The 26,423-nt window shown below is 55.8% G+C and carries 28 protein-coding genes; 21 read left to right on the top strand and 7 right to left on the bottom strand.

Features of this window, described 5'->3' with window-relative positions:
• Positions 1-95 precede the first annotated feature (95 nt).
• The 6 genes from AC4LF3_RS15540 (at position 96) to AC4LF3_RS15515 (ending at position 3,656) form a co-directional block, all read left to right on the top strand.
• A complete protein-coding gene (locus AC4LF3_RS15540) occupies positions 96-485 on the top strand; it encodes a hypothetical protein (protein WP_037029747.1) in 390 nt (129 codons plus the stop codon).
• A 97-nt stretch (positions 486-582) separates the two neighbouring features.
• Entirely contained in the window at positions 583-1,377 is a 795-nt protein-coding gene (locus AC4LF3_RS15535; RefSeq protein WP_074825128.1) for an SDR family NAD(P)-dependent oxidoreductase, read from the top strand.
• Positions 1,343-1,876, top strand: coding sequence for a hypothetical protein (locus AC4LF3_RS15530; protein WP_491835704.1), 534 nt, complete (start codon positions 1,343-1,345; stop codon positions 1,874-1,876). The genes AC4LF3_RS15535 and AC4LF3_RS15530 overlap by 35 nt, the downstream gene beginning before the upstream one ends.
• Before the next feature lie 219 nt (positions 1,877-2,095).
• Positions 2,096-2,992 carry a MurR/RpiR family transcriptional regulator gene (locus AC4LF3_RS15525; RefSeq protein WP_491835702.1) on the top strand — a complete coding sequence of 299 codons (897 nt, stop codon included), beginning with the start codon at positions 2,096-2,098 and terminating at the stop codon, positions 2,990-2,992.
• A 77-nt stretch (positions 2,993-3,069) separates the two neighbouring features.
• On the top strand, positions 3,070-3,225 hold the full coding sequence (locus AC4LF3_RS15520) for a hypothetical protein (protein ID WP_019364271.1): 156 nt from the start codon (positions 3,070-3,072) through the stop codon (positions 3,223-3,225).
• A 5-nt stretch (positions 3,226-3,230) separates the two neighbouring features.
• Positions 3,231-3,656, top strand: a complete 426-nt coding sequence (locus AC4LF3_RS15515) for a DUF1810 domain-containing protein (protein WP_491835700.1) — start codon at positions 3,231-3,233, stop codon at positions 3,654-3,656.
• A 14-nt stretch (positions 3,657-3,670) separates the two neighbouring features.
• Here AC4LF3_RS15515 and AC4LF3_RS15510 read toward each other — a convergent pair whose 3' ends face one another.
• The 6 genes from AC4LF3_RS15510 to yidD form a co-directional block, all read right to left on the bottom strand.
• Positions 3,671-4,024: a hypothetical protein gene (locus AC4LF3_RS15510; protein ID WP_233432137.1), complete on the bottom strand. Its 354-nt coding sequence runs from the start codon at positions 4,022-4,024 to the stop codon at positions 3,671-3,673.
• 141 nt (positions 4,025-4,165) lie between these two features.
• On the bottom strand, positions 4,166-5,308 hold the full coding sequence (locus tag AC4LF3_RS15505) for a hypothetical protein (protein ID WP_491835698.1): 1,143 nt from the start codon (positions 5,306-5,308) through the stop codon (positions 4,166-4,168).
• A gap of 83 nt (positions 5,309-5,391) precedes the next feature.
• Positions 5,392-5,895, bottom strand: a complete 504-nt coding sequence (locus AC4LF3_RS15500) for a hypothetical protein (RefSeq protein ID WP_434134752.1) — start codon at positions 5,893-5,895, stop codon at positions 5,392-5,394.
• A gap of 232 nt (positions 5,896-6,127) precedes the next feature.
• Positions 6,128-6,625, bottom strand: coding sequence for a hypothetical protein (locus AC4LF3_RS15495; RefSeq protein ID WP_074825107.1), 498 nt, complete (start codon positions 6,623-6,625; stop codon positions 6,128-6,130).
• A 724-nt stretch (positions 6,626-7,349) separates the two neighbouring features.
• On the bottom strand, positions 7,350-7,847 hold the full coding sequence (locus AC4LF3_RS15490) for a hypothetical protein (RefSeq protein WP_074825097.1): 498 nt from the start codon (positions 7,845-7,847) through the stop codon (positions 7,350-7,352).
• A gap of 120 nt (positions 7,848-7,967) precedes the next feature.
• Positions 7,968-8,222, bottom strand: a complete 255-nt coding sequence (gene yidD, locus AC4LF3_RS15485) for a membrane protein insertion efficiency factor YidD (RefSeq protein WP_010795482.1) — start codon at positions 8,220-8,222, stop codon at positions 7,968-7,970.
• A gap of 126 nt (positions 8,223-8,348) precedes the next feature.
• Here yidD and pcaQ point away from each other — a divergent pair, with 126 nt between their 5' ends.
• The 10 genes from pcaQ to AC4LF3_RS15435 all read left to right on the top strand — a co-directional run bounded on the left by pcaQ (position 8,349) and on the right by AC4LF3_RS15435 (position 18,503).
• The gene (gene pcaQ / locus AC4LF3_RS15480) at positions 8,349-9,284 is read left to right on the top strand and encodes a pca operon transcription factor PcaQ (RefSeq protein ID WP_074825094.1); all 936 of its coding nucleotides are present in this window, start codon (positions 8,349-8,351) and stop codon (positions 9,282-9,284) included.
• A 107-nt stretch (positions 9,285-9,391) separates the two neighbouring features.
• A complete protein-coding gene (gene pcaH / locus AC4LF3_RS15475) occupies positions 9,392-10,114 on the top strand; it encodes a protocatechuate 3,4-dioxygenase subunit beta (RefSeq protein WP_010795480.1) in 723 nt (240 codons plus the stop codon).
• Positions 10,115-10,124: 10 nt separating this feature from the next.
• Positions 10,125-10,727 carry a protocatechuate 3,4-dioxygenase subunit alpha gene (gene pcaG, locus AC4LF3_RS15470; RefSeq protein ID WP_122041837.1) on the top strand — a complete coding sequence of 201 codons (603 nt, stop codon included), beginning with the start codon at positions 10,125-10,127 and terminating at the stop codon, positions 10,725-10,727.
• Entirely contained in the window at positions 10,727-11,785 is a 1,059-nt protein-coding gene (gene zapE / locus AC4LF3_RS15465) for a cell division protein ZapE (protein WP_312272487.1), read from the top strand. Before pcaG ends, zapE begins: the two co-directional genes overlap by 1 nt.
• Positions 11,786-12,106: 321 nt before the next feature.
• A complete protein-coding gene (locus AC4LF3_RS15460) occupies positions 12,107-13,816 on the top strand; it encodes a subtype B tannase (protein WP_491835693.1) in 1,710 nt (569 codons plus the stop codon).
• A 256-nt stretch (positions 13,817-14,072) separates the two neighbouring features.
• Positions 14,073-15,005, top strand: coding sequence for a 4-hydroxyproline epimerase (locus AC4LF3_RS15455; protein ID WP_312271421.1), 933 nt, complete (start codon positions 14,073-14,075; stop codon positions 15,003-15,005).
• A gap of 5 nt (positions 15,006-15,010) precedes the next feature.
• On the top strand, positions 15,011-16,147 hold the full coding sequence (locus AC4LF3_RS15450) for an NAD(P)/FAD-dependent oxidoreductase (protein WP_491836307.1): 1,137 nt from the start codon (positions 15,011-15,013) through the stop codon (positions 16,145-16,147).
• Positions 16,144-16,380, top strand: coding sequence for a (2Fe-2S)-binding protein (locus tag AC4LF3_RS15445; protein WP_239381520.1), 237 nt, complete (start codon positions 16,144-16,146; stop codon positions 16,378-16,380). Before AC4LF3_RS15450 ends, AC4LF3_RS15445 begins: the two co-directional genes overlap by 4 nt.
• Positions 16,377-17,642, top strand: a complete 1,266-nt coding sequence (locus tag AC4LF3_RS15440; protein WP_491835690.1) for an FAD-dependent oxidoreductase — start codon at positions 16,377-16,379, stop codon at positions 17,640-17,642. Before AC4LF3_RS15445 ends, AC4LF3_RS15440 begins: the two co-directional genes overlap by 4 nt.
• Positions 17,643-17,741: 99 nt before the next feature.
• A complete protein-coding gene (locus tag AC4LF3_RS15435) occupies positions 17,742-18,503 on the top strand; it encodes a PAS domain-containing protein (protein WP_491836306.1) in 762 nt (253 codons plus the stop codon).
• Here the strand turns inward: AC4LF3_RS15435 and AC4LF3_RS15430 are convergent.
• Positions 18,500-19,420, bottom strand: coding sequence for a dihydrodipicolinate synthase family protein (locus AC4LF3_RS15430; protein ID WP_404625151.1), 921 nt, complete (start codon positions 19,418-19,420; stop codon positions 18,500-18,502). The genes AC4LF3_RS15435 and AC4LF3_RS15430 overlap by 4 nt on opposite strands.
• A gap of 212 nt (positions 19,421-19,632) precedes the next feature.
• Between AC4LF3_RS15430 and AC4LF3_RS15425 the strand changes: the two genes are divergently transcribed.
• From AC4LF3_RS15425 to AC4LF3_RS15405, 5 genes are all read left to right on the top strand, one after another.
• Positions 19,633-20,478, top strand: a complete 846-nt coding sequence (locus AC4LF3_RS15425) for an IclR family transcriptional regulator (protein ID WP_010795470.1) — start codon at positions 19,633-19,635, stop codon at positions 20,476-20,478.
• Between the two features lie 208 nt (positions 20,479-20,686).
• The gene (gene pcaK, locus AC4LF3_RS15420; protein WP_475256757.1) at positions 20,687-22,027 is read left to right on the top strand and encodes a 4-hydroxybenzoate transporter PcaK; all 1,341 of its coding nucleotides are present in this window, start codon (positions 20,687-20,689) and stop codon (positions 22,025-22,027) included.
• A gap of 254 nt (positions 22,028-22,281) precedes the next feature.
• Positions 22,282-23,487, top strand: a complete 1,206-nt coding sequence (gene pcaF / locus AC4LF3_RS15415) for a 3-oxoadipyl-CoA thiolase (protein ID WP_491836304.1) — start codon at positions 22,282-22,284, stop codon at positions 23,485-23,487.
• A 256-nt stretch (positions 23,488-23,743) separates the two neighbouring features.
• Positions 23,744-25,033: an MFS family transporter gene (locus AC4LF3_RS15410; protein ID WP_010795467.1), complete on the top strand. Its 1,290-nt coding sequence runs from the start codon at positions 23,744-23,746 to the stop codon at positions 25,031-25,033.
• 15 nt (positions 25,034-25,048) lie between these two features.
• Positions 25,049-26,419 (top strand): 3-carboxy-cis,cis-muconate cycloisomerase, encoded by a 1,371-nt coding sequence (locus AC4LF3_RS15405; RefSeq protein ID WP_491835687.1) that lies wholly within the window; start codon positions 25,049-25,051, stop codon positions 26,417-26,419.
• Positions 26,420-26,423: the final 4 nt, after the last annotated feature.

The following is a 26,423-nucleotide window of genomic DNA, read 5'->3' as shown; positions in this document are numbered from 1 at the left end:
TTAGCACCTCATAATCAGCTAGCCAGTGTATAAGCTGGCAAGACTCATGAGCTAGCAGTGTAGTGACATGCATCCGAAGTGTTTGAATCTGTTTTTTGTCTTATGCGACCATTTATAGCTGCCGAAAATCAGGACAGTTTTATCCTGCGTTCAATTGGGCTGGACGATTCGGCTTTGTGCTGGAGCAAACAACCACATCTATTTCTGACTTGGAGATCGCACCGTTGAGCAGCAATGTCGTCTCGATCAAACCTGACAGCCTAGAAGATCAAGAGCAGCTAGAGGCCCAGCTGAGTTTCTTGCAAAAGGCCTCTTTGAGATTGATGCATCGCAACGGTACAAAGGCGACCCTATTGGTTCTAGAGCGCTGGAAGACCAGCGACGATGAGATTCAGATCGTGTTTACTCCTGGTGTCGTTGAAGCCTTAGGATCGTTGGAGGGTCGTGAGTTACTCAAAGCAGCCATGAACGCTGCAACAGCCTGAGCGGCGCCAGGGACCTTTGCGTTGGATTTTTCGTCAGATTCGAATAATGGACTAGCCGTTGTGCTCATTGGCTCTTTTAACGTGTCTGGAGATTTTCATGCAGATCGATCTTTCTGGTAAAACGGCAATCGTAACCGGCTCCACTCGTGGTATTGGTTTCGCTATTGCGAAAGGATTGGCTCAGGCAGGAGCGACTGTAGTTATAAACGGTCGATCGGCTCCATCAGTAGATAAGGCGGTTAGTCTCCTGCAGCAGTACGTACCGGATGCGACATTACGTGGAGTGGTTGCGGATGTCGGGAGCGTTGACGGATGTGCTGTATTGAAAGCTGCTGAGCCTGAGGTTGATATTCTAGTCAACAACACGGGTATATACGGGCCTCGAGACTTTTTTGAAACGGGCGATGATATTTGGACGGAGTTTTTTGAGGTCAACGTGATGTCTGGCGTTCGGCTCTCTCGGGAATATTTGCCTGGCATGGTCTCGAGGCAATGGGGGCGCGTAATCTTTATTTCTTCTGAATCAGCGCTCAATATTCCGGCCGACATGATTCATTACGGCTTTACCAAAACAGCCAATCTGTCCGTGGCGCGTGGATTGGCCAAACGGATGGCTGGTACAGGCGTGACAGTTAATTCCATTCTGCCAGGTCCAACGCTTTCTGAAGGCGTAGCGGAGATGCTCAAGGAGGCGAGCGAGCGTACTGGTCAGACTCTGGAGGAGGTGGCCGCTGATTTTGTAAGGGAAAACCGGCCTAGCTCCATTCTCCAGCGTGCAGCAACTACAGAGGAAGTCGCTAATCTGGTTGTCTACACAGCCTCTCCTCTGGCTTCAGCGACAACGGGTGCCGCGTTGCGTGTTGATGGTGGTGTTGTCGACACTATCGCCTGATATGTCATTGTTAAACTGGCTAGGGGTGTGGCTTCTTGGCAGTATTGTCTTAGCGACGGTCAGTGAGGCTGCGCCTTTGTCTCTTGGATTGGACAAGGCGCAGCTCGAACGGAGAATTCCTGCCTATTTAGCGGTGCTGCCTAGCTACAAAGCCTTGATGCTGGGAGCGCCACACCCAATGAAGGGTGAGGCAGGGTGGGTATATTCCGCTCGGGGCGCGTCCAGCTTTGACATGTCAGTAGAGACTACAGGCGAGCAGCTTACGCGTATCACTGTAAAGGCAGCAGCGCCTGTTTCTAATGCGGTGCTGCGCGATATGCGGTGCATAACTTATGCGCTGATGCGTGCGGTGGAACCTAAGTATTCAGTTTCGCATTTGGCTTTATCGACTTCAAAACAGCTTTGGAGATTTGCGCAAAGCGAGCCTTATAGTCAGCTCTATTTTCTTACAGCATTTGAAGTACGGCTGGCCCCTGTTCAGCTGGTTGTACAGCGATAATCTGGTCCAGAATAAGTCAATAAATTATTTTTCTAAAAAATTATGTTTAGAAAAATAATCCTATGTTCTAAGCTGACATTCCGCCGTATGACAACGAAGCGAGCCGCCTTTAAATTCCTTTCTTTTGCAGATATTCCTGAAGAATGAAAGCATTTTCGATTACGTTGGCGTCTGGTTTCGTTAAGTGCTTGCTGTAACGATTCATCTAAAGGATTCGAAATGCTTACTACTGATTCTTCAAGCTCTTCCCTTGTAGCGCCTGCTAGTGTGGAAACTCTGCAGCAGATGATTACGGCAGAGTACGAGTCTCTGCCTCGTCAGCTCAAGCGTGTAGCGGCCTACATGAGCCAGCAAAGTGATCGTGTCATGGTTGATCGTATTAGCGATATTGCCCGCCAATGCGAAGTACACCCTTCGGCAATCGTACGGTTCTCTCAGCGTTTCGGCTTCAAGGGCTTCAGTGACATGCAATCCCTGTTTCGTGAGGCTTATACGCATAAGGCAACACCTGTCCAGAATTATCAGCAGCGTATCCGGCGAATGATTGCCAACAAGTCTCAACCGGCTGCCGGAAGCGATTTGGCACGTGAATGCATAAGTGCCACACGTTCAGGACTGGATAGATTGGGAGAAGAGCTGGACGATCAGGCTTTCGAGAAAGCGGTCGACCTGCTGGTCAATGCGGAGAACATTTATGTAGTGGGGGTTCGTCGTTCATTTGCGGTAGCGCACTACCTTGTTTATAACCTGCAACACACCAACAAGCGTATTCATCTTGTGTCTGGCCTTGGCGGTAGTTATCGAGAACAGATGCGTAGCGTCCGAGCCAACGACCTCATCGTAGCCATTAGCTTTACGCCTTATGGCAAGGAAAGCCAGCAGTGCGTACGTATCGCTCAGCATAATCAAGCCAAGACGCTCATCATTACAGACAGCCAGTTGTCACCCCTGGCCAAGCGAGCCAGCGCATTGTTGCTGGTCAACGAGGGCAGTGCATTCGCTTTTCGTTCCCTGAGCGCAACGCTATGCCTTTGCCAGGCACTGTTCATTGCTCTGGCCTACCGCCTGGAAATGAAAGTGGATGAAATGCATGAGCAGGTGGGTTTCGATGACTGAATTTGCTCTTCAACTGTTGGGCACTACTGGCTGAGGATATTGCCTAAGCAGTACGTACTGAATCAATGAGGTGCATCATGGCCGATGAACATGCGAAGCGCAGCACGGCGGAAACGCCCGAGGAAGCCAGCAAGGTAGGTGAGGTGAACAAGTCCCAGAATGAGAAGGGAGGAGAACAGCGCCGTACCAAATTCAACGAGCCAGAGGATCCACAGTCGCAGCGCTCACGGTAATCTACATGTCAGATCGTCATGATTTGCAACGCTTCGTGAGCGCCCAAGAGACTGTTTGGCAGCAAGTGCTTGCAGAGCTCCGCTCGGGCCATAAACGTACCCACTGGATGTGGTTCGTATTTCCGCAGTTGCAAGGACTTGGGCATAGCGCCATGGCGAGGCGGTATGCCATATCCGGGCTGGATGAAGCTACTGCCTACCTTGAGCATGAGCTTCTAGGGAGTCGGCTGAAAACGTGTTGTGAGATTGTGAATAGCCTGGAAGGGGCGTCGGTAGCGCAGGTTTTTGGTCATCCTGACGATTTGAAATTTCATTCATCAATGACGTTATTCGCACACGTTGCAGGGGCGCAGAGCCCTTATCAGGCGGCGTTGATCAAGTATTTCAATGGCCAGGAGGACGCTCAAACGTTGCGGTTGCTGAAGCAATAATACTCGCTGCGTGTCTAGGCGCGGGTGTCTTTGTTTTCTTCCAGAGAGTCGCCTAGTTGCTTATGGACTTCAGGTTGCTCAACTCCATCGACCCACCATTTCAAATGGGCACTGACCATTGTCTGAGGGGCGAAGCCCAGTTTGTTACGTACAGGGCAGGCTCCATCTTCGCTTGCCTTGACCTCACCAGCTTGGCGGGATCGGTTATTGCCGGCTTTGCCACTGGCCTGAACAATCATCTCAAACCGTACGGCTTGCCCGCTGCCTTTGAAACAGAGCTCTATGGAGGCTTGCTGTGGTGAAATTGCACTCAGGTTCAGATTGGCCTCTACAGGTGGAGTCGAGGCGGCAAGTAACATGGCAGTCATAGGCAGGGCGAAGAGTCCAGGCATGTCAGTCTACGTTACGATCATTTGAACAGGCTGGAGATCCGAGTAGCGCATCTTTGACCTCCTTGTGCAGACGCCCTCTAAATGAGGGCGTCCAGGATACTGCTCAGATGCAAGCGCTTACTGCTGGGTAATGACAGCGCTGTTGCCAGTACCCGTCTGCGAGATGGTTGCAGAGTTGCCAATGGCAAACTCACCACGCTGCGTAATAGCGGCCTGGTTAGCTACACCGGACTGATAGACCACTGCATTGGCGGCCAGCTGCGATTCCAGCTGTTGAACGGTAGCGATGTTGTCGCTGCCATCCTGAGTAACGCTGGTGTAGTTGCTATCACCTTTCTGGCTCACATCAGCCGAGTTGTTGGTGCCTGAGATGGCGCCAGTCAGGTTGTTGCCACGACCAATCTGGGACACGTTCAGCGTGTTGGCTGTGCCGTTCTGATCAAAATACAACTCGTTGAACTTGCCATCCTGGAAGCTGGTAATGGCGTTGTTATCGCCGCGCTGGGAGATGGTGGCGAAGTCTGGGCCACTGTACCCATCCTGGACCATGGCCACGGTATTGGCAGTGCCGTCCTGAGTAATGGTCGCTGTTTGGCCGTCGCCTGTCTGGGTCAGGGTAATGGCGTTGTTATCACCTGTCTGGGCCAGTGTTGCAGAAGCCGTCATACCGCTTTGCGTTACTTCAACCTGGTTGCCATTGCCGGTCGCGGTAGCGCTCAGCTGATGGGCATAGCCATCCTGGTTTATGATGTGGGAGTTGTCGTTGCCATTCTGGTTGATGGTAGCCACGCTGCTGCTGGACATGCCATAAGCAGCGCCGCCACCCTGGGTGACTTCAGCTACGTTGTTGTTACCCAGCTGGATAACCTGAGCCTGGTTGTCGTTGCCGGTCAACTGATAAACCGTAGACGAATTGGTGTCGCCAGTTTGTGTTACGGCTACCTGGCTGCTCTCCTGAGCCTCCTGATAGATGCTTGAGTAATTGTCGCTGCCTTCCTGTGCAGTGTTGGCAACGTTATTTGATCCGTCCTGGTACTGATAGGAAGTACTATTCAGGGCAGCGCTCTGGGTCAGGGTTGCAGCATTACCATTACCGATCTGCTCCTGAATGCTCTTGCTGTTTTGAGTGCCGTTGATTTGTTCGGTCGTAATGGAGTTGTTGTCTCCATCCTGAGTAGTTTCAGCAGAGTTCATCTCAGCAAAGGCGTGTGAGCTGAGAGCGATCAGGATGGCGGCAGCAAGAGGCTTGAAGCTGTGCATGATTATTCCCTTCGTAGTAATCACAATAACGAGAAATGAAAATGTCGACGTTCTAATGCGTGATGTTTAAACATCCGTTGTTATCAGTACTGACGTACCACTGCGGTTTGGTTATTACCGTATTGCGTAATACTGGCCTGTTGACCGGTACCGTTCTGCTCAATGGAAGCGCTGTTATAAGCGCCGTACTGGTTGATCAGCGCGACGTTTGCCGAGCCGATCTGGGTAATGGAAGCCGTGTTGCCATAACCAGCCTGGGTAATAACTGCGGAGAGGTCAGCCCCTTGCTGAAGGATAAAGGCCTGCTGATCGTTACCAAGTTGTGAGATGAGCGCCTGTGAGTTAAGGCCTTGTTGGCTTAAGGTGGCCTGGTTGTTGTTACCGCTCTGCTGGATTTGAGCAACCAATCCGCCAGCCGATGCTGCAGCTGCTAGCGCGCGCGGGTCAGGCGTGCCGGCAAGGTCTGAAGTCGTCGTGGCGATATCGAAATTATCAAGCAGATCAGCCGCCTGGAGCGGCGGTACAACAAGGCTCATGCCGGAGAAGGCGAGCGCAAGTCCTGAGCACAATCTTTGCAGCGAATTCATGGCTAATCCCTGTATAGCGCTGTGCGGATTGTTGGCCGTACAGGCGAAACTGGGTATCAACCAAAAGATTGAAAAGATGGGGCATTTAAGCCATAGAGGGATTAATCCATGGCTGCCGGAGGAGGCGGATCTAGGGCTGGCCAGGCCCGATGAACGGTATACCTAGGCAACCTCTACCATCAAGAGGCGTTAACTGATCTGGCTTTTGCTACGCATTGATGGCTCCTTGGGCTCAGTATTGGCGAATGACAGCATTCTGATTGTTTCCGTATTGGATAATGCTGGCTTGCTGACCAGTACCATTCTGTTCGATGGCGGCATTGTTAGCATTGCCGTACTGACTGATAACAGCAGCATTTGCTGACCCGGTCTGGGAGATCAGTGCGCTATTGGCTTCTCCTACCTGCTTGATGACGGCAGCCAGGTCTGAACCTTGCTGCAGAATATAAGCCTGCTGGTCATTACCCTGTTGAGTAATGGTTGCCAGGGAGTTAAGCCCTCGCTGACTCAAGGTGGCCTGGTTGCTGTTGCCATTCTGCTGGACCTGAGCGACGAGACCATTGACCGAGGCGGCAGCCAATGCACGTACGTCGGGTGTGCCAGCCAAATCTGTCGATGAGGAGGCGATATCGAAGTTATCGAGCAGGTCAGCAGCCTGCAAATACAGTGGCGCTGCAAGGCAGCTTACTACCAGGGCCGTTTGAGAAAGCAGTCGTTGCAACATGGTCATGGCTAACTCCTGTTTAGCACTTACAAGTTTTGCTGACGGGTTCCCGCTTCGCTATCAATCTAAAGATTGAAACTTTAATCAAAGCGAAATAAAAAAGACTTAATTCTCTGGTATGGCCAACAGCAGGCGCTGCGTTATAGAGCAGCGCAACTCCTATCCATTCATGGTGATCGCTGGCTGGTGCCATTGCCTTCCTGACGATAGACCAACTCGTTAAAATTGCCACTTTGAGTCAGCACGGCCTGATTGTTATTCTTTGCTCTTTTACCGTGGCAGTGTTAACCGACACAGCATGCTTGGGTTGCTCCAAGGAAAGCGTGTTGCCATTGCCCGTAGTCGATGCGGTTACGATAGGGCTTTCCCATTCTCGGGAAGGAGGGCGTTGTTGCCTGCCTGGTTGAGGCTTGCATTATTAATGACGGCTAGAGCAGGCAGGCCAAGCCTGGACAAAGCAGCCGCAACGCTAGGTTTCACCATAAACACGACGTGCTCCTTATAGTTATCGGGAAGGTAAAAGCCATACAGCTCTAACAGGCAGACAGCCGAACGCTACAGAGCATTGCCTGTAAGCGAGCTGTAGAAGTGAGCTAGGGCGGGATGCGGTTTTTTCTAGCCTTTGTCAAACAAGTCTCTGCCAGCTGGGAAACGGGAGAGAGCACAGGAATAGATTGGACCTTGCACATGACATCTTCCTTTGACTTCATGAACAAGCGGCATTGAGCCGCTAGCGCTGTTGAACAGTGATGCTCTGGTTGTTTCCGAACTGGATAATACTGCCCTGTAAACCGGTGCCGTTCTGGTCGATCAGCGCTTCGTTATAGGCGCCATACTGATGGATAGCGGCTTGATTAGCCGAGCCTCGCTGAATGATAGAAGCGTTATGGCCCTGGCCGCTTTGCAGAATGACAGCGGTCAGCTCCGTACCATTTTGCAGCATGGCTGCCTGATGATTTCCACCGAGTTGTTGGATAAGTGCCTGACTGCCTAATCCGGTTTGGGTGAGAAAGGCCTGGCTGTCGCTGCCCTGCTGGATAACGGTGGCCGCTATGCGGTCGGCAGTCGATTGACCAAGGGAACCCTGGGCCTGCCGGGCGGCTACATCCGAGACCGTAGAAAGATCGAAGTTATTGAGCAGGTCCGCCGCGTTGGGCGTCTCGATGGAAAAGCCGAGACATGAAACCAGCAACGCAAACCTCAAACTGATCCGCTGCAGTACGTTCATGGCTATTTCCTCAATAGCGCTTCGTACTACGTTATCGCGCAGGGCGGGCCACTTGGGTATCGCTCTAAAGGGTGAAATTGCCTGCCTTTTAAATAGGAGATGAACTAGGCTGATCTCATATTAATGGCAGCGGTTCGAGTGTTTATCCTGGGTTTTGCAATGACAGGGAGGAACAGGGTCGATACCGCCCGGATGAAACGGGTGGCAGCGCAGCAAGCGGCGAATGGTCAGCCAGCTGCCGCGCAAGGCGCCATGGGTCTGTAGGGCCTCAATGGCGTAATGCGAACAGGAGGGATAGAAACGGCAGCGTGGGCCAATCATGGGGCTGATGAAGAGCTGGTAACCTCGTAGCAGAACGATCAACACTTTCTTCATGAGCTGAGGGGCTTATCTGGCAGCAGGGCGTGGGACGGTCATTTTACCGGGTATGGCAGTTGGGTCGAGTGACTTGCCGACGGGTTGAGGTTAACAATGGCAGTCTGCTCCTGACGCTGGCGCGATATGAACATCGATACCCGTATTAAATTTCGACATCTCCTGTGCTTTATTGAAGTGGCTCAGCACCGCAGTTTCGCCAAGGCGGCCCATGCCGTGTCGGTTTCTCAGCCTGCCATTTCCAAGACCCTTAAGGAGCTTGAGGGCATTCTTGAGGCGCGCCTGTTCGAGCGGGACAAGAATGGCGTAGTGCTGACGCAAGCCGGTCAGGCCTTCATGCGTTATGCGGGCCCCTGCGTCCAGGCATTGCGAGACGGGGTCAATACGGTACGCAGCGGCGGGATGCAGGGTGGCCAAGTACGGGTTGGGGTACTTTCGACAGTGGAAAGTCTGGTTATACCGGAGGTCATCAGGCGACTCCACGAACGCTACAGCGGGCTCACCATCAGTGTTACGACAGGCATGAGTACCTATCTACTCAATAAACTGAGAGTAGGTGAGCTGGATATTGTGGTGGGGCGCATGACAGACAACCCTGAAATCCGCGGCCTGAACTTCGAGCATCTGTATAGCGAGTCGATGACGTTGGTGGTTCGAAACGGTCATCCGTTGCAAGCAGCGACTGGAATTGACCGGCAACGACTGGCGGACTATCCCTGGGTTCTTCCGTTGACGGGCACCACAATTCGGCAGTACGCCGAAAGCTTTCTGGTGCAGTGTGGGATCAGCCTGATGTCGCAGCGGTTGGAGACGCTTTCGCCAGCGCTGAGCCGGCGCTATGTACTGTTAAGTGATGCCGTCTGGATTGCGCCTCTGGATGCCGTGGAGACCGACATCAAGGCTGGTGTGCTGGCTGAGCTGTCTCTAGGCGTTCAGGAGCCGGGTGGCTCGATTGGCTTGTGCCGCAATAATACGGCAACGCTTCCGCTGGCGGCGCAATGGTTCTGTGAGGTTCTACGGGAAGTCGCCAGCGAGCTGGTTGCCGAGCGATCAGCCTCATAACCATTTGGTTATGAATGATTGCCGTCATTTCAATTGGCTGGCCTGCGGCATTGCGCCACACTCCGGGCAACCCCTTTGATGGGTAAGGCTCTTTGTGGAGTAAAGCCATGAATAATAATTCCAATGACACTCGCTTTGTCGCCCGTGACCGTAACTGGCATCCCCATGCCTATACGCCTGGTTATAAGTCGTCTGTACCCCGTTCACCCCGACAGGCCTTGGTTAGCATTCAGCAAACGGTTTCTGAACGTACCGGCCCGGATTTTTCTCATCTTCAGTTGGGCAAGCATGATAACGATCTGCTGCTGAACTTCAATAATGGGGGCTTGCCACAGGGCGAGCGAATCATCCTGTTTGGACGAGTAGTCGATCAGTTTGGTAAGCCCGTACCGAAGACGTATGTAGAGATCTGGCAGGCTAACGCTGGTGGACGGTATCGCCATAAGAACGACGTCTACCTGGCGCCGCTCGATCCCAACTTTGGCGGTGTAGGACGTACCCTGACCGACAATGATGGCAACTATGTATTCCGTACCATCAAGCCGGGGCCTTATCCGTGGCGTAATGGGGTGAATGATTGGCGGCCCGCCCATATCCATGTTTCGGTCATGGGACCTTCGATTTCCACTCGATTGATTACGCAGCTGTATTTCGAAGGTGATCCGCTGATACCGATCTGTCCGATCGTGAAGTCGATTGCGAACCCGGAGGCCGTGCAGACACTTATTGCACGTCTGGACATGACGATGGCCAACCCGATGGACTGCTTGGCTTACCGTTTTGACATTGTGACGCGTGGCGCACGTCAAACCCATTTCGAGAACCTGTGAGGAGGCGATCATGACTACGACATTTCTGCCAGAGACGCCTTCACAAACCGCAGGCCCTTACGTTCACATCGGTCTTGCGCTGGCCGCAGCTGGTAATCCGACGCGTGACATGGAAATCTGGAATGATCTTGCCAAGCCGGATGCGCCAGGCCAGCACATCGTGCTGACGGGGCAGGTGTTTGACGGTAACGGCAATCTGGTGCGCGACTCCTTTCTGGAGGTCTGGCAAGCCAATCACGACGGTGTCTACGATCCGGTTTATCATCCGGAAAAGGCATTCAACAGCTTTGGCCGTACGGCTACTACCTTTGATGCCGGTGAGTGGTCGGTGCAAACGATAAAGCCGGGTAAGGTGATGGATAGCCAGGGCAGGCCCATGGCGCCGCATATCAATCTGGCGCTGTTTGCCCGTGGCATCAATATCCATCTGCAGACCCGTATCTACTTTGAGGACGAAGCGGAAGCCAATGCGATTTGTCCAGTGCTCAACCTTGTCGAGCCACCTCGCAGGCCGACTCTGATCGCCAAGCGCTTTGAAGAAAACGGCAAAGTGATTTACCGTTTCGACATGCATCTGCAAGGTCCACAGGAAACTGTCTTTTTCGATTTCTGATGGCTACATCTGAACCGCTCAACGCGGGCGAGTTAATTCGGCAACATTTCGCTGCCGAACTGGCCGCCCGTCACTATCAGGCCGATGCCGCCCAAGAGGCGGCATTGGTGCATCTGGCTGACTGGCTTGATCGCTTTCTGGCCGATCGTAAATCCTGGTTTAAAAAGCCGTCTGCGGGCGTCTATATCTGGGGCGACGTAGGGCGAGGCAAGAGCTTTGTCATGGACGCCTTCTATACGGCCGTCCCCATTACGGAAAAGCGTCGCGTGCATTTTCATTCCTTTCTGCAGGAGTTACAGCGGCGGATGCGTGACTATGCCGGCCAAGCCGATCCTCTGGCACAGGTAGCCCGGGAAATCGCTCGGGAAGTACGTCTGCTGTGCTTTGATGAATTTCATGTGCATGACATTGGCGATGCCATGCTGTTGGGTCGTATGCTCAAGGTGCTGGTAGATGAGGGTGTCGGGCTAGTGATGACATCCAATTATAAGCCGGAGGGCCTGTGTCCAAACCCGTTGTATCGAGAGCGCTTCAAGCCGATCATTGCATTGATCGAAAAGCGCTTCGATGTGCTTGCCATCAACGGTAAGGTCGATTATCGGCAGCGCAGCGACGAGCAGACCCTATGGGGGTATTACCTCTGGCCAGAGTCAGCGGGCGGTGTGAAGCGTTTGCAAACACTGCTGGACCTGTCTGCTGCCGCTACGACGGACGCTACCCTGGACGTCAATCATCATCCCCTTTCGGTGCGCGCGTATGAAGGGGAGCGGATCTGGCTGGATTTTGCCGACCTCTGTGAGCAGCCTCATTCGACCTTGGATTACCTCTGGATTGTCGAGCATTTTTCACACGTTGGCGTCAGCGGGCTTGATTGCCTGGCGCGTCAGTCTGATGCCGTTCGACAGCGATTTCTAAACCTGGTGGATATCGCTTACGACCGGGGCGTGACTTTGATCCTGTCCAGCGAAGTGCCTATGGATGAGCTGGCCGGGGATGCCACCGTGGACTTTGCCCGGACGCTGAGCCGGTTGAGGCAGCTGGGAGTAGAGCGGCTTTGAATCAGGACTCAACACAAGGATAGGCCAATAGGTTTCATGTTATGAAGAGGTGAGGCAGCACCAAGCCCTTTACCCTTGGAGCAGTGCTTTACTGCAGATGCCGATAAGGAAAAGGCATATCTCAACAATCCGAATGTACTCCTGTCTCGCAATTCCCATGCTTGGATTACAGCGTATGGGATGGCTTCTACTGTAGCCGGGGTCATGGCGCACTATGCCTGTAAAGCCTTTGACATAGTTGCCCCACGATTCAACTGTATAGCTACAGCCAGTAAGACCTCATTGTGGGAAAACAATAATAAACCTCGTTAGGAGAGCACTATGCGGAGTACCTTTTTGAAGCGTCGCGCTGGCACATTGGCCTTGTGCGGCATGCTTGGTGTAATGGCGGCTATGTCTGCCCATGCAAGTAGTCATCAGGCATCGCTTCGCTTCAATCCGGCCAATGGCGGAACAGTGGGGCAGGTCACTGTGTATGGGCAGACCGTCACCTACACTGCCTATACGGTGAGCTATGTTGCCAAGCCCAATGATCCTGCCAAACAGGTCATGAGCATTTATATCCCTGCGAATGCTACGCAAGGCTCCCCCATCTTCATGCCGCTTAATACAGGCGGCTACATGGAGCTCGATCTCCTGACACCCGCAGATGTCACCACTGATAATGTCAACTCTTCAGGTAGTGGTTCAGGCTCAGCTATTGCCGCCGCCTTGGCCCTGTCCAAAGGAATTGTCGTAGTGTCTCCGGCTGGCCGGGGCCGTAATACCACCATGCTTGTCAATGGCGTGACCACAGAGGTCGGTAATGGCCCGGCTGCACTTGTGGATCTGAAGGCAGCGGTGCGATATCTGAAATACAACGATTCGGTCATGTTGGGTAATGCCAATAAGATCGTAGTAAGCGGCACCAGTGGCGGTGGGGCAATGACCTCTCTGTTGGGCATTACTGGAGACAGTGCTGTTTTCAAGCCGTACCTGGATGAAATCGGTGCTGCACCCAGCAGTGATAGCGTGTATGCCGCTTCGCCATTCTGCCCGATCACAGACTTGGATAATGCCAATGCGGCCTATGAGTACTTTTTTTATGGCTCTGGCATTACTACGGCTAATCCTGGCCGTACGGCACCAATCACGCTCAATAACAATGATCAGCGCCTTTCTGCGGTCATGGCGCAGATGTATCTAACTTATCTCAACCGGTTAGGACTGAAGCATCCTGATACGGGGGTACCGCTCAAGCTGAACAGCTACAGCCCTGATGCGGTAGCGGGCGGTTCCTATCGAAACTACGTGTACAGTCTTTTCAGTGCATCTGCGACGCGTTTTATTATTGACTCCGGTTATGTGAGCGCAGATGGCAGCCTGAATGAGGCTGGTCAAACCTATATGGCAACTGCCGAGACGGTAAACGGTGTCAAATCGGGCCTGACACCCGATAGCGTCATTACGTGGAATGCAAATACCCGCACGGCAACCCTGAAGAGTTGGAAAAACCTTCTCGTCTACATGAACCGTATGAAGCCGGTCGGTGCGTTCGATAACGGGTTCTACAACGTGACGGGTGAGATGGATCTGTTCAATACCGATCCTGCCGCGTTGAAGAATGATATTACCGTTGCCGACGGTTGGAATCATTTTGACCCGAACCTTAAGGACGCGATTGCGAAGGCCGGCTTGAGCGAAGTTGAGGGCTATACCAGCATCAAGAACTTCCGCGTACGCAGTGACGTTGCCCGTTGGGCCGCCATGATGAACCCGATGTATTACGTACTGAGGTACAACGGGCATGGTGGTATTGATGTGAATCCTTATGCTGCCACTGTGTACGGAACAAGCTCGGTGGCCAAGCACTGGCGTATTCGGGTGGGCTCTTATGATCGCGATTCTTCACCCTTCGTCTCGGCCAACCTGGCAATCGCCCTGCAGAATCGAGGGTTGAACGTAGATTACAAAATTGCCTGGAACCAACCTCACTCTGGCAACTATGACAATACCGATATGATTGACTGGATTGCTGGCCTTTCCAATTAGATCCGCTTTCTGAAGCGCTCAGCCTACATGAGTATGTTTGACGTTTACCTTGCAAAGGCCTAGCTCTCTTGTTTGCAGTAACTGCTCCGTCTTTATGGCGGAGCAGTTCATTAATACGGTTAGACAAGACAGACGTGCCGCTCCTGTATATCACTCAGTCAATTGTGCTGATTTCGTCCTCCCGCCGAGCGAAAAACACCAAGCTGATTTTGCGTTGACACGCCACGCTGTAAGCCTCTTTTGCGGAGGTGGCGCCATGAGACGTATCCAGGTTATCGACTCCCATACGGGCGGTGAGCCGACTCGTTTGGTCATCGAGGGATTTCCCGATATGGGGAAAGGCTCCATGGCGGAGCGGTTGAAACTGTTGCGGCATGAATACGATGACTGGCGGGCTACTTGCGTGCTTGAACCCCGTGGGAGCGATGTGTTGGTGGGTGCGCTCCTGTGCGAGCCGGTCAATCCTGAGGCCTGCGCCGGCGTTATTTTTTTCAACAACTCCGGCTATCTAGGAATGTGTGGGCACGGCACGATTGGGCTGGTGCGATCGCTTTATCATCTCGGTCGGATCGATGTAGGGTGGCACCGGATCGAGACCCCTGTAGGGACAGTAGAGGCAACGCTGCATGAGGACCTTTCCGTCAGCGTGCGGAATGTACCTGCGTACCGCTATTGCAAGGATGTTCCGTTGGAGGTGCCCGGCCTGGGCATGGTGAGGGGTGACATTGCCTGGGGTGGCAACTGGTTTTATCTGATTGCCGATCATAGCCTGCAGGTAAACAGCGACAACCTCGACGCGCTGACCGAGTACAGCTGGGCAGTACGGCAGGCGCTTGAGGCGCAAGGCGTACGCGGCGAAAACGGCGGTGTGATCGATCACATCGAGCTGTTTGGAGGCGATGAATGCGCGGACAGCCGCAATTTTGTGCTCTGCCCAGGCAAAGCCTATGACCGCTCGCCCTGCGGGACAGGAACCAGCGCCAAGCTTGCCTGCCTTGCTGCGGATGGGCATCTGCAGCCGGGTGAGCTCTGGCGGCAGGCCAGCGTGATCGGCAGCCTTTTCGAAGCCAGTTATGCGTGGGAAGGGGAGCGGATCATTCCCACTATTCGAGGCACTGCCCATATCAGCGCCGAGGCCACGTTATTGATTGATGAGGCTGATCCCTTCGCCTGGGGAATTCGGCTGTGAGCCTTCTGGCACGCACCGCTGCAGCAGATATCGTTATCGTGGGAGCCGGTATCGTAGGGGCTATGTGTGCCTATGAACTGGCTGCCCGAGGCTTGTGCGTTCGGGTCATCGACAATCGAAGCGGTGGTGCTACCGGCGCGGGGATGGGCCACTTGGTTGCCATGGATGACAATCCTGCCGAGCTTGCGCTCAGTCATTATTCCATAGGGCTCTGGAATGCGTTGCGTGAGCGCTTGCCTGAAGCATGCGCCTATCGTAACTGCGGGACACTGTGGCTGGCGGCGAACGATGATGAGTGCGCGTTAGCAGAGGCAAAGCAAGCCAGGCTGGCTGAGCATGGCGTTCAGTCGGGTTGGGTCACTGCCTCTTCGCTACGGCAATTAGAGCCGATGCTGCGCTCTGATTTGGCAGGTGCGCTGAAGGTGGGTGACGACGGGATCCTCTACGCTCCGGCAACCGCGCGCTGGCTGCTCGGCCAGCACGGCAATCGAATCACCGTTCAGGAGGAGGAGGTCATCCGGGTCGAGGGTAATCGGTTATGTCTGAGCGATGGTCTCTGGATGACGGCACCCGCTATTCTGCTTGCCAATGGCCTGGGTGCCTGCCGGTTACTCCCGGAGGTGCCGTTAAGGCCGAAGAAAGGCCATTTACTGATTACAGATCGATACCCCGCCTGTGTCACCCATCAACTGGTGGAGCTTGGGTATGCTGCCAGCGCTCACGCCAGTGATGGAACCTCCGTCGCGTTCAATGTGCAGCCAAGGCCTACAGGACAGTTGCTGATCGGCTCATCTCGACAATTCGATACCTTGGATAAGCGCGTCGAGTTCGATGTGCTTGGTCGTATGCTCACACGTGCACAGCATTACCTACCCGGCTTGGGCGAGTTGAATGCCATTCGCAGCTGGACAGGTTTTCGTGTTGCAACACCGGATGGTTTGCCTTTGCTCGGACAATATCCCGATCAACCGGGCCTATGGCTGGCACTGGGCCATGAAGGGCTGGGCGTTACCACCGCACCGGCCAGTGCACGGATGATCGCTGCTCAGTTACTGGGTGAAGCGCTTCCTCTGGATTCCACTCCGTTCCGGCCTGAGCGCTTTGCAAATGCGGCTTCCACCACCCGGGAGGCAACGGCATGATCACGGTGTATCTCGACCGGCAGCCTCTAATCGTTGCGGACGGTCTGACGGTTGCCGCCTTGCTGGCATTGAGCGAATCACCGGTGGCACGGCTGTCCTGTACGGGTCAGCCACGTGCACCGTTTTGTGGAATGGGTATTTGCCAGGAATGTCGGGTAACGATTGACGGTCGCCGGCAGCTGGCCTGCCAGACGCTGTGCCGTGAGGGCATGCAGGTAGAGCGTACGGTATGACGGGGCTGAACAGGCTGTCTTGTGATATCGCTATCGTAGGCGCTGGGCCGGCAGGTCTGGCAGCAGCCAGGGCTGCATCCACCAGCCAGCGCTCCATTGTGGTCATCGATGATAACCCCCGGCTAGGCGGCCAGATATGGCGCGACGGGCCAGGAGTGGTACTGCCCACATTGGCGCAGGATTATCGAAAGGTTTTATCTCGGCCCAATGTCCGGTACTTGGCCGGGACGCGCATCGTAGCTGCGTTGGCACCAGGGGCCTTGTTACTGGAGGATGCACAGTCAGGTTGCCGGCTGGACTATAAGCAATTGATCCTGTGCTGTGGCGCACGGGAATTGCTGCTACCGTTTCCGGGCTGGACATTACCCGGCGTGACGGGCGCCGGAGCGTTGCAGGCCTTGATCAAAGGGGGCGCGCCTGTGGCCGGTGAGCGGCTGGTGATAGCGGGAAGCGGGCCGTTATTGCTGGCTTCTGCCGGGACGGCCAGCGCAGCCGGCGCTGTGCTTACAGGCGTCTATGAACAGGCGGTCCGTCAGCAAGTTATATCGTTCGGTGCCGGGTTGCTGCGCTGGCCTGACAAGCTCACCCAGGCATTCAGGTTGCTCTCGACTCACTACCGCTGGGCGAGTTATGTCGTTGAGGCCTTGGGGGATAATCGTCTGGAGGCTGTGCGTATTCGCCAGAGTGGCCGTGATAAGGTCATACCTTGTACGCGTCTGGCCTGTGGGTTTGGTCTGGTGCCCAATACTGGACTGGCGAGTCATCTGGGGTGTCAGCTTGAGGGTGATGCTGTAGCGGTCGATCGCTATCAGCAGACGAGTCAGACAGGTCTCTATGCGGCCGGTGAATGTACAGGCGTTGGTAGTAGTGAATTGGCGTTGATCGAGGGCGAAATCGCCGGATTGGCTGCTATTGACAAGGCTGAACAGGCAGAGACTCTGTTCACACGTCGCGAGCATTGGCAGCGGTTTGCCCGACATGTGCAAGCGCATTTCAGATTGCGACCTGAGGTCAGGCAACTGGCCCGTGCGGATACGCTGATTTGCCGCTGCGAGGATGTCGCCCTGTCTGCTCTGGTGGGAGAGCAAGGATGGGATGCGGCAAAGCTTCAGAGCCGGTGCGGTATGGGAGCCTGCCAAGGGCGTGTCTGTGGCACGGCGGCTCGCGAATTGTTTGGCTGGGCCTTGCCGGAGCCCCGTATTCCGTTGGTCCCTGCACGGGTCGAGACGCTTATGGCATGCTCAGAGACGGATATATCCTGAGCGCATTCGCGCCACCACTCATAAGAGGTGCTCATGCTTCAGATGATGTCTCCTATAGCCGAACGCGACAGGCAGGCTCCAGGTTTTGCTCCTGAGCAGATGACAGCCTGGTGTGAGGGGCTTGCCGCAGAGCGCCCTGAAGACTTAGAAACCTTGCTTAACAGCGTTGCGCTAATTGCTCCGCTTCTCAATGCGATTCCCAATGTGGTCTTCTTTATTAAGGATCTGGACGCACGTTACCTCTTGGCCAACCTGACGTTGGCGAGACGGTGTGGGTTCAAGACGGTTGCGCCTCTCTTGGGCAAGACGTCCGCTGAGGTCTTTCCGGCGAATCTAGGACCGCTCTATACCGAGCAGGACCACGAGGTGCTTCGCGGAGCGATCATCGAGGACAAGCTTGAGCTGCATTTTTACAACGGTCGTGAGCCAGGGTGGTGTCTGACCTACAAGCTGCCCTTGAAAGGGCATTCAGGGCAGGTGTTGGGCATGGCTGGCATTTCCTATGACTTGCAAGCCGCGCAGGATAACCACCCGGCGTATCGACGGCTTGCGGCGGTTGATAAACACATTCGTGCCCATTACACCCGTCCGATCGCACTGGCAGAGCTGACCGCCATCGCAGAGCTTTCCGTGGCTCAGTTGGAGCGCTATTGCAAGCGGATCTTTCATCTCACGCCCCGCCAGATGATCCATAAGGTGCGTCTGGAAAAAGCCTCCCAATTGCTGGCGACGACGATGCCGATCACCGATATTGCCTTGCAGTGCGGCTACACCGATCACAGCGCCTTCAGCCGCCAGTTCAAGGCACTGACGGGACTCACGCCCCGGCAGTTTCGGCAGGCTGCCAGCGACGCAGTTTAAAGCGCGACGTCAGGCAGTGCAGGACGTTGGGTCAGCGCGTTGTCCACAATCGCTTTCACTTCATCACGGGCAGCCCCTTCGAGGCTCAGGCGAGGAGGGCGGGTGACGGCTGAACCACGGCCTAGTATCTCTTCGCAGAGCTTGATGCACTGGACCAGGTCAGGGCGGGCGTCCAGATGTAGCAGGGGCATGAACCATTGATAGAGCGCCAGGGCTTCGTCGAAACGCTTTTGCATGGCGAGGCGGAACAGGGTTTCGCCTTCCCTGGGAAACGCATTGGACATGCCGGATACCCAACCGACGGCCCCTACAGCAATGCTTTCGAGCACTACATCATCCAGGCCGGCAAAGAGCACGAAGCGATCACCCACAGCGTTGCGCAGGTCAATAAAGCGGCGAGTGTCACCTGAGGAGTCTTTGAAGCAGACGATATTCTCGCAGTCCTTGAGCGAGGCCAGGATGTCCGGCGTAACGTCGTTCTTGTACACCGGCGGATTGTTGTAGACCATGACCGGAAGATCGGTCGAAGTCGCAACGCTGCGAAAGTGCATGGCGGTTTCGTGGGGCTTGGCAGAGTAGACCAGCGCGGGCATAACCATCACACCGTCCACGCCAGCAAAGCGCGCCTCGTTAACCATCTTCTGCGCGAAGGCAGTAGTAAATTCGGCTACGCCGGCAATCACGGGTACGCGTCCGGCCGCCGCCGCTTTGGCGGTCTCGATGACCGATACCTTTTCCGTCGTGGTAAGCGAAGTGTTTTCTCCAACGGTGCCGCACACTACAAGCCCGGACACACCATCCGCCACGAGATTGCTGACCACGCGGTGAGTGGCGTCCAGGTCCAGAGAAAAGTCAGGCTTGAACTGAGTGCTGACAGCCGGAAAGACGCCGCGCCAGTTGATCGCTTGATGTCCCATGGTCGTTATCCCTTTAGCGATAGACAGATGCCTACAGGGTGAACCGCCACCGCTCTTATGGCTTGAGATTTTTCCCCAGGTGCGAGGACGAAATCGGCACAGTGACGATCTGTAAGTGGCCTATAAACGAACAAGACTGCGTTTGTCGTATTGCGATTATCGATCAGATGCTTCGATAATCGGCCAAATCAGACAGCGGCCGGGCAGAGATCATGGATAACTCGAATTCGCGTGACCCTCACAGCTTTGGCGCACCGCCTATCATTGCATCGCCGGCCAAGCGGATCGAGGCCTTTACGGGCGATCCAAACTTTATGACGTCCCTTGCGCGTGGCTTGGCTGTGATCCATGCCTTTCAGGAGCGCAAGCGGCATCTGACCATCGCGCAGATCAGCCACCGAACCGAGATCCCCCGCGCGGCGGTTCGCCGTTGCCTGCATACATTGATGAAGCTGGGCTACGTGACCACCGATGGACGGACCTACTCACTATTACCCAAGGTGCTGACGCTGGGCCATGCCTATCTGTCATCCACGCCCATGGCGCTCACCGCCCAACCCATTCTGGATCGCCTGAGCGAGCAGCTGCATGAGGCCTGCTCCGTCGCCACGCTTGAGGGGGATGAGGTGTTGTACATCGCCCGGTCCGCCACACCGCTGCGGCTGATTTCGGTCGATCTGAGCGTTGGCAGCCGGCTTCCGGCCTACTGCACCTCCATGGGCCGTATTCTGCTGGCGGCTCTGGATGATGCTGCCCTTCAGGATTACTTCGAGCGTGCTGACCTGCAGATCAAGACCAGTCGCACACTGCATACGCCAGAAAAGCTGTTGCCCTGTCTCGAGCAGATCCGGCAGCAGGGCTGGTGCGTCGTTGACCAGGAACTGGAGGTCGGGCTCCGTTCATTGGCCGTACCGGTACTGGATGCCTCCGGTCAGGTCATGGCTGCCATGAACGTGGGCACCCATGCCAGCCGCATCACCCGGCAGGAGCTGGAGCGTCGTTTCCTGCCCCTTTTACTCAAGGCCAGCCAGGAACTCAGCTCCAAGCTCTTTCACTGAAACTGTTCGTTAATCGAACCTTTAGCCGTTAATCGAATTGTGCAGTGCGTGCCTGCTCCGTAGGGTAGAGGCACGTTGCCAGCCGGCACGCCTGATAAAAACAACAGAGTCCGCCTATGTTCTGCATGATTTCTCCCGTGAACGGGATGGTGCATGCGCATCGCTCCGATGCGCTTTCTTTCTATTCGTGGATGATGGAGGCCTTGTCATGACGGGAGCCTCAACGAACACGACACTTGATGTTCAGACATTTATCAATGCCCAGCCGCTGAGCCGCTATCAGTGGCGAATCGTGGTGTTGTGCTTTTTGATCGTTTTCCTGGATGGCCTGGACACTGCTGCCATGGGGTTTATCGCACCGGCGTTGACCCAGGACTGGGGTATCGATCGAGCAAGCCTTGGACCGGTCATGAGCGCTGCCCTGGTTGGGATGGTGTTTGGTGCGTTGGGCTCGGGACCGTTGGCGGACCGCTTCGGCCGTAAGGTCGTCCTGGTTGCTGCCGTTTCCATCTTTGGATTTTTCAGCGTGATCTCGGCCTACAGCGGTACGGTGGATCAACTGGTGATCCTGCGTTTTCTGACCGGCCTTGGCCTAGGTGCCGCCATGCCGAACGCCACGACACTGCTGTCTGAATACACCCCGGAGCGGCTCAAGTCGTTACTGGTAACCAGCATGTTCTGTGGTTTCAATTTGGGCATGGCGTGTGGCGGGTTCATCTCCGCCAAGCTGATTCCGGCGTTCGGTTGGCATAGCCTGCTGTTGCTCGGGGGCTTGCTACCGATGGCTCTGGCAGTGGTGCTGCTGCTGTGGTTGCCGGAATCGGCCCGTTATCTGGTGGTGCATAACCGGGGCGTGGCACGGATTCGCAAGGCCTTGCTGCCCATCGGCCCAAGTATCGTGCAGCAGGCCAGGGAGTTCAGCGTACCAGAGCAGCGCACAGTCAAGGCGCGTAATGTCTTTGCCGTTATTTTCTCCAAGGCGTGTGGGCTGGGCACGGTGCTGCTCTGGCTGACCTACTTCATGGGACTTGTCATCGTATACCTGCTGACAAGCTGGTTGCCTACCCTGATGCGCGACAGCGGGGCAAGTATGGAGCAGGCTGCATTCATTGGAGCCCTGTTCCAGTTTGGTGGCGTGCTTAGCGCGGTAGCCGTGGGCTGGGCGATGGACCGGATCAATCCGCACTGGGTCATTGGCACGTTTTACCTGCTCGCCGGTGTCTTTGCGTACTGTGTCGGGCAGAGCCTGGGTCACGTGACGTTGCTGGCTACGCTGGTACTGGTTGCGGGGATGTGCATCAACGGTGCGCAGTCCGCCATGCCTTCACTGGCGGCGCGCTTCTATCCGACCCAGGGTCGTGCCACAGGGGTGTCCTGGATGCTGGGTATCGGACGCTTCGGTGCCATTCTGGGGGCCTGGATGGGGGCCACTCTACTGGGGCTGGGATGGAATTTCGAGCAGGTACTGACTGCGCTGGTGGTGCCTGCTGCGCTGGCTGCGGCGGCTGTAGTGATCAAGGGTATCGTCAGTCATTCAGATGCGTCATAAGGCCTTTTCGAATCACGCAACCGCATACGGGAACAGATAAACATGTTCGATAATCGACCGTAGATTCGATTATCGGATTGTCTGCTTGCAGCCTTGCGGCTTACTGTTCCGTTCAACATCACTCGCCTGGTCTTCCGTCCGGGCGAGTACGACCCAGGTAGCTGGCACCCTCGATTTCAGGTGCTGCCATGACCGTCACACCGCCTCCTTACCCATGGGCCATCGGCCCGCCCAGGAGCGGTATCAGGAGACTCATGATGCGTGATGTATTCATCTGCGATGCCGTTCGTACACCTATTGGACGCTTTGGCGGTGCGCTGTCCAGCGTCCGTGCCGATGATCTGGCGGCTATTCCGCTCAAGGCGCTGATGGAGCGCAACCCTGGAGTGCAGTGGGCGGAAGTCGATGAGGTATTCATGGGCTGCGCCAACCAGGCGGGCGAGGATAACCGTAACGTGGCGCGTATGGCGCTTCTATTAGCAGGCCTTCCGGAAACCGTACCGGGCGTTACCTTGAACCGCCTTTGCGCGTCAGGGATGGACGCTGTAGGAACGGCTTACCGCGCCATTGCCACAGGTGAGATGGAGCTGGCCATTGCCGGCGGTGTGGAATCGATGTCCCGCGCTCCGTTCGTGATGGGCAAGGCGGACACTGCGTTTTCCCGCGGACAGAAGATCGAAGACACCACCATCGGCTGGCGCTTCGTGAACCCATTGATGAAACAGAAGTACGGTACCGATTCCATGCCGGAAACGGCAGACAATGTCGCGCAGGATCACAATGTTTCCCGGGCCGATCAGGATGCCTTTGCGTTGCGCAGCCAACAGCGCACGGCGGCTTCCCAGGAGAGCGGCTTCTTTGCCGAAGAAATCGTGCCGGTGCGAATCGTCCACAAGAAAGGCGAGACGATCGTCGACAAGGACGAGCATCCACGCCCTGATACCACGCTGGAGATGCTGGCCAAGCTAAAGCCCGTCAATGGGCCCGACAAGACCGTCACGGCGGGTAATGCCTCGGGTGTAAATGACGGCGCTGCGGCCATGATCATCGCCTCGGCCGAGGCCGTGCAGAAGCATGGCCTCAAGCCTCGCGCCCGTATTCTCGGCATGGCAAGTGGCGGCGTTGCGCCACGTGTCATGGGAATCGGCCCAGTGCCGGCAGTGCAAAAGCTGCTGACCCGTCTGGGGAGAACCATTGAAGACTTCGATGTGGTTGAGCTGAACGAGGCCTTTGCCAGCCAGGCCCTGGCGGTAGTGCGAGGCTTGGGATTACCGGACGACAGTGAAAAAGTAAATCCGCAGGGCGGCGCCATTGCACTGGGTCATCCGCTGGGAATGAGCGGTGCACGCCTGGTCATGACTACCGTGCATTGGCTGGAAAAAACCAACAAGCAGCTGGGGCTCGCGACCATGTGTGTTGGGGTTGGACAAGGTCTGGCGCTGGCAGTCGAGCGCGTTTGAGGTCAATGTCTTGGGCGCCTCGTACAACGGGGCGTTGATGAGGAATAAGGGTGATCTGCGCCAGCGCGAAGGATTTGCGGCTTTGCAAAGGAGAGAATTGTAAAAGGACATGTCTCACCAAGGCCTGCGAATCCGTCACGCGTAGGCGGCACACCCTGCGACAGGGCAAAGGCTGCCCTCTGTAGGGTCATTCACCGGCACGTCAGGATCGATTGCGTGCCGGATTATTCCTATTTCAATGACAAGAGCGGATCGAATGACTACCAGTTCCTATACGTTGGAAGAGCGTCGTAAAAGAATCTTCGCCATTGTTGGCGCCTCGTCCGGCAACCTCGTCGAGTGGTTCGACTTTTACGTTTACTCCTTTTGCTCCATCTATTTTGCTCACGCGTTTTTCCCTTCAGACGACCCCACCGTTCAACTGCTTAACACTGCCGGTGTATTTGCCGCAGGCTTTCTGATGCGACCCATCGGTGGCTGGATCTTCGGTGGGGTGGCCGACCGTTATGGGCGGCGTACGTCAATGATGATCTCCGTGCTCATGATGTGCGCCGGCTCACTGGTGATTGCCTGCCTGCCCACCTACGACAGCATTGGCTTCTGGGCGCCGCTTCTTCTGCTCATGGCGCGACTTTTCCAAGGCTTGTCGGTCGGCGGTGAATACGGCACTACTGCAACCTATATGAGTGAGGTGGCGCTGAAGGGTAAGCGCGGATTTTATGCCTCGTTCCAGTACGTGACGCTGATTGGCGGGCAGTTGCTGGCGGTGCTGGTGGTGGTCATCCTTCAGCAGGTCCTGTCCGAAGAGGAGCTGCGTGCCTGGGGCTGGCGTATTCCTTTTGTGGTGGGTGCGGTTGCTGCCGTGATTTCGCTGTTGCTGCGTCGCTCGCTTGAGGAAACCACGACGGCAGAAAGCCGTGCTGCCAAAGAGGCGGGTTCGCTGTCGGCTCTGTTCAAACATCACAAGGCGGCGTTTTTCACTGTGCTGGGATATACCGCCGGTGGCTCGCTGATTTTCTATACCTTTACAACTTACATGCAGAAGTACCTGGTCAACACCGTAGGCATGCATGCCAAGACGGCCAGCGGCATCATGACCGGTGCGCTGTTCCTGTACATGCTGATGCAGCCGCTGTTCGGTGCCTTGTCTGACCGTATTGGTCGCCGCGCTTCCATGTTGTGGTTCGGTGCGCTCGGCGCACTGTGTACCTATCCCATCCTGCTGACCCTGAAAACCACGACCAGCCCGGTCATTGCCTTTGGCTTGATCATCCTCGCGCTGGCCATTGTAAGTTTCTACACCTCGATCAGTGGCCTGGTAAAAGCCGAGATGTTTCCGCCACAGGTGCGTGCGCTAGGGGTAGGGCTCTCCTATGCCGTAGCCAATGCCTTGTTTGGCGGTTCGGCCGAATTCGTTGCGCTGAACTTCAAAGCCATGGGGCATGAGAATCTCTTCTACATCTATGTGTCCTGCATGCTGGTAGTAGCCTTCCTGGTAAGCCTGCGCCTGCCGCGCAGAGCCAGCTATCTGCATGACGATCACTAACAAGGATAAATGCATATGAGTCAGCGTCCGACCCATCAGCTCTTCGATGCCTACTTTACCCAGGCTGCGATGCGTGATGTCTTCAGTGATAGCGGGCGCCTGCAGGGCATGCTGGATTTCGAAGCCGCCCTGGCGCGAGCCGAAGCCGCGGTCGGCCTGATTCCCAAGGATGCCGTCGCACCGATCGAGGCGGCTTGCCGCGCCGAGGCCTATGACCTTGCCGAGTTGCAGCAGGCCATCGTGAGCAGCGGCAACTCGGCCATTCCGCTGGTCAAGGCACTGGGACGTGAAATCAAGCGTACAAGCCCCGAGGCCGAGCGCTATGTGCACATGGGCGCCACCAGTCAGGACGTCATGGATACTGGGCTTGTGCTGCAGGTCCGCGCAGCCCTCGCGCTGCTGGAAGACGGTCTGGCTGCCTTGGCTGATGCCCTGGCCAAACAGGCTCAGCGCTATGTAGACACGCCCTTGGCCGGACGGACATGGCTGCAGCATGCAACGCCCGTCACGCTGGGTATGAAGATTGCCGGCTGGCTAGGCGCCATTAACCGTCATCGCCAACGGCTGGCTGAGCTTAAGCCGCGTGTTCTGGTGCTGCAGTTTGGTGGTGCGTCGGGCACACTGGCGGCGCTCGGTGACAAAGCCATGCCGGTCGCCAAGGCGTTGGCTAAAGAACTTGACCTGACACTGCCTGATCAACCTTGGCATACCCAGCGGGACCGCTTGGTAGAGGCCGCCAGTGTGTGCGGCATGATTGTCGGAAGCCTGGGCAAGCTGGGGCGTGACCTTTCCCTGTTGATGCAGACAGAAGCGGCGGAGGTTTTCGAGCCGGCCGGGCAGGGGCGGGGTGGTTCCTCGACCATGCCCCACAAGCGCAATCCGGTCAGCGCCGCGGTCTTGATCAGTGCCGCGACCCGCATCCCCAACCTTGTCGCCACCATGTTCGCGGCCATGCCCCAGGAACACGAGCGCAGTCTGGGTCTCTGGCATGCCGAATGGGACACCCTGCCTGATATCTTCTGCCTCACTTCGGGTGCGCTGGAACAGGCGTTGCTGGTAGCCGAAGGGCTGGAAGTTGATGCCGAACGCATGCGCACGAACCTGGAGCTGACCCACGGACTGGTACTGGCCGAGGCTGTCAGCATTACCCTTAGCCAACGTGTCGGCCGTGAGCAGGCGCATCAGCTGGTCGAGCAGTGCTGCCGCCGTGCGGTCGAGCAGAAATGCCACCTGCGTGAGGCGCTCGGGCAGAACGAGACCGTGACCGCCGAGCTGTCTGCCGATGAGCTGGATCATCTGCTCGATCCTGCGCACTACTTGGGACAGGCCCGCACCTGGGTAGAACGCGCCTGTGCCGAACACCATTCACTGACGTCTGCTCGCTAGGAGG

The sequence above is a fragment of the Pseudomonas sp. C2.3V genome (genome assembly GCF_058536325.1).
Note: the sequence above shows the minus strand (reverse complement) of the source record. Positions and strands in the feature narration are given on the sequence as shown.

Coding starts and splice junctions, on each gene's coding strand:
- AC4LF3_RS15430 (WP_404625151.1), bottom strand. CDS start 19,420: ATGGGACATCAAGCGATCAACTGGCGCGGCGTCTTTCCGGCTGTCAGC.
- AC4LF3_RS15535 (WP_074825128.1), top strand. CDS start 583: ATGCAGATCGATCTTTCTGGTAAAACGGCAATCGTAACCGGCTCCACT.
- AC4LF3_RS15455 (WP_312271421.1), top strand. CDS start 14,073: ATGAGACGTATCCAGGTTATCGACTCCCATACGGGCGGTGAGCCGACT.
- AC4LF3_RS15410 (WP_010795467.1), top strand. CDS start 23,744: ATGACTACCAGTTCCTATACGTTGGAAGAGCGTCGTAAAAGAATCTTC.
- AC4LF3_RS15405 (WP_491835687.1), top strand. CDS start 25,049: ATGAGTCAGCGTCCGACCCATCAGCTCTTCGATGCCTACTTTACCCAG.
- AC4LF3_RS15440 (WP_491835690.1), top strand. CDS start 16,377: ATGACGGGGCTGAACAGGCTGTCTTGTGATATCGCTATCGTAGGCGCT.
- pcaG (WP_122041837.1), top strand. CDS start 10,125: ATGACTACGACATTTCTGCCAGAGACGCCTTCACAAACCGCAGGCCCT.
- AC4LF3_RS15495 (WP_074825107.1), bottom strand. CDS start 6,625: ATGACCATGTTGCAACGACTGCTTTCTCAAACGGCCCTGGTAGTAAGC.
- pcaH (WP_010795480.1), top strand. CDS start 9,392: ATGAATAATAATTCCAATGACACTCGCTTTGTCGCCCGTGACCGTAAC.
- pcaK (WP_475256757.1), top strand. CDS start 20,687: ATGACGGGAGCCTCAACGAACACGACACTTGATGTTCAGACATTTATC.
- AC4LF3_RS15425 (WP_010795470.1), top strand. CDS start 19,633: ATGGATAACTCGAATTCGCGTGACCCTCACAGCTTTGGCGCACCGCCT.
- AC4LF3_RS15460 (WP_491835693.1), top strand. CDS start 12,107: ATGCGGAGTACCTTTTTGAAGCGTCGCGCTGGCACATTGGCCTTGTGC.
- AC4LF3_RS15445 (WP_239381520.1), top strand. CDS start 16,144: ATGATCACGGTGTATCTCGACCGGCAGCCTCTAATCGTTGCGGACGGT.
- AC4LF3_RS15525 (WP_491835702.1), top strand. CDS start 2,096: ATGCTTACTACTGATTCTTCAAGCTCTTCCCTTGTAGCGCCTGCTAGT.
- AC4LF3_RS15510 (WP_233432137.1), bottom strand. CDS start 4,024: ATGACTGCCATGTTACTTGCCGCCTCGACTCCACCTGTAGAGGCCAAT.
- pcaQ (WP_074825094.1), top strand. CDS start 8,349: ATGAACATCGATACCCGTATTAAATTTCGACATCTCCTGTGCTTTATT.
- AC4LF3_RS15500 (WP_434134752.1), bottom strand. CDS start 5,895: ATGAATTCGCTGCAAAGATTGTGCTCAGGACTTGCGCTCGCCTTCTCC.
- pcaF (WP_491836304.1), top strand. CDS start 22,282: ATGATGCGTGATGTATTCATCTGCGATGCCGTTCGTACACCTATTGGA.
- AC4LF3_RS15505 (WP_491835698.1), bottom strand. CDS start 5,308: ATGCACAGCTTCAAGCCTCTTGCTGCCGCCATCCTGATCGCTCTCAGC.
- zapE (WP_312272487.1), top strand. CDS start 10,727: ATGGCTACATCTGAACCGCTCAACGCGGGCGAGTTAATTCGGCAACAT.
- AC4LF3_RS15515 (WP_491835700.1), top strand. CDS start 3,231: ATGTCAGATCGTCATGATTTGCAACGCTTCGTGAGCGCCCAAGAGACT.
- yidD (WP_010795482.1), bottom strand. CDS start 8,222: ATGAAGAAAGTGTTGATCGTTCTGCTACGAGGTTACCAGCTCTTCATC.
- AC4LF3_RS15520 (WP_019364271.1), top strand. CDS start 3,070: ATGGCCGATGAACATGCGAAGCGCAGCACGGCGGAAACGCCCGAGGAA.
- AC4LF3_RS15435 (WP_491836306.1), top strand. CDS start 17,742: ATGACAGCCTGGTGTGAGGGGCTTGCCGCAGAGCGCCCTGAAGACTTA.
- AC4LF3_RS15490 (WP_074825097.1), bottom strand. CDS start 7,847: ATGAACGTACTGCAGCGGATCAGTTTGAGGTTTGCGTTGCTGGTTTCA.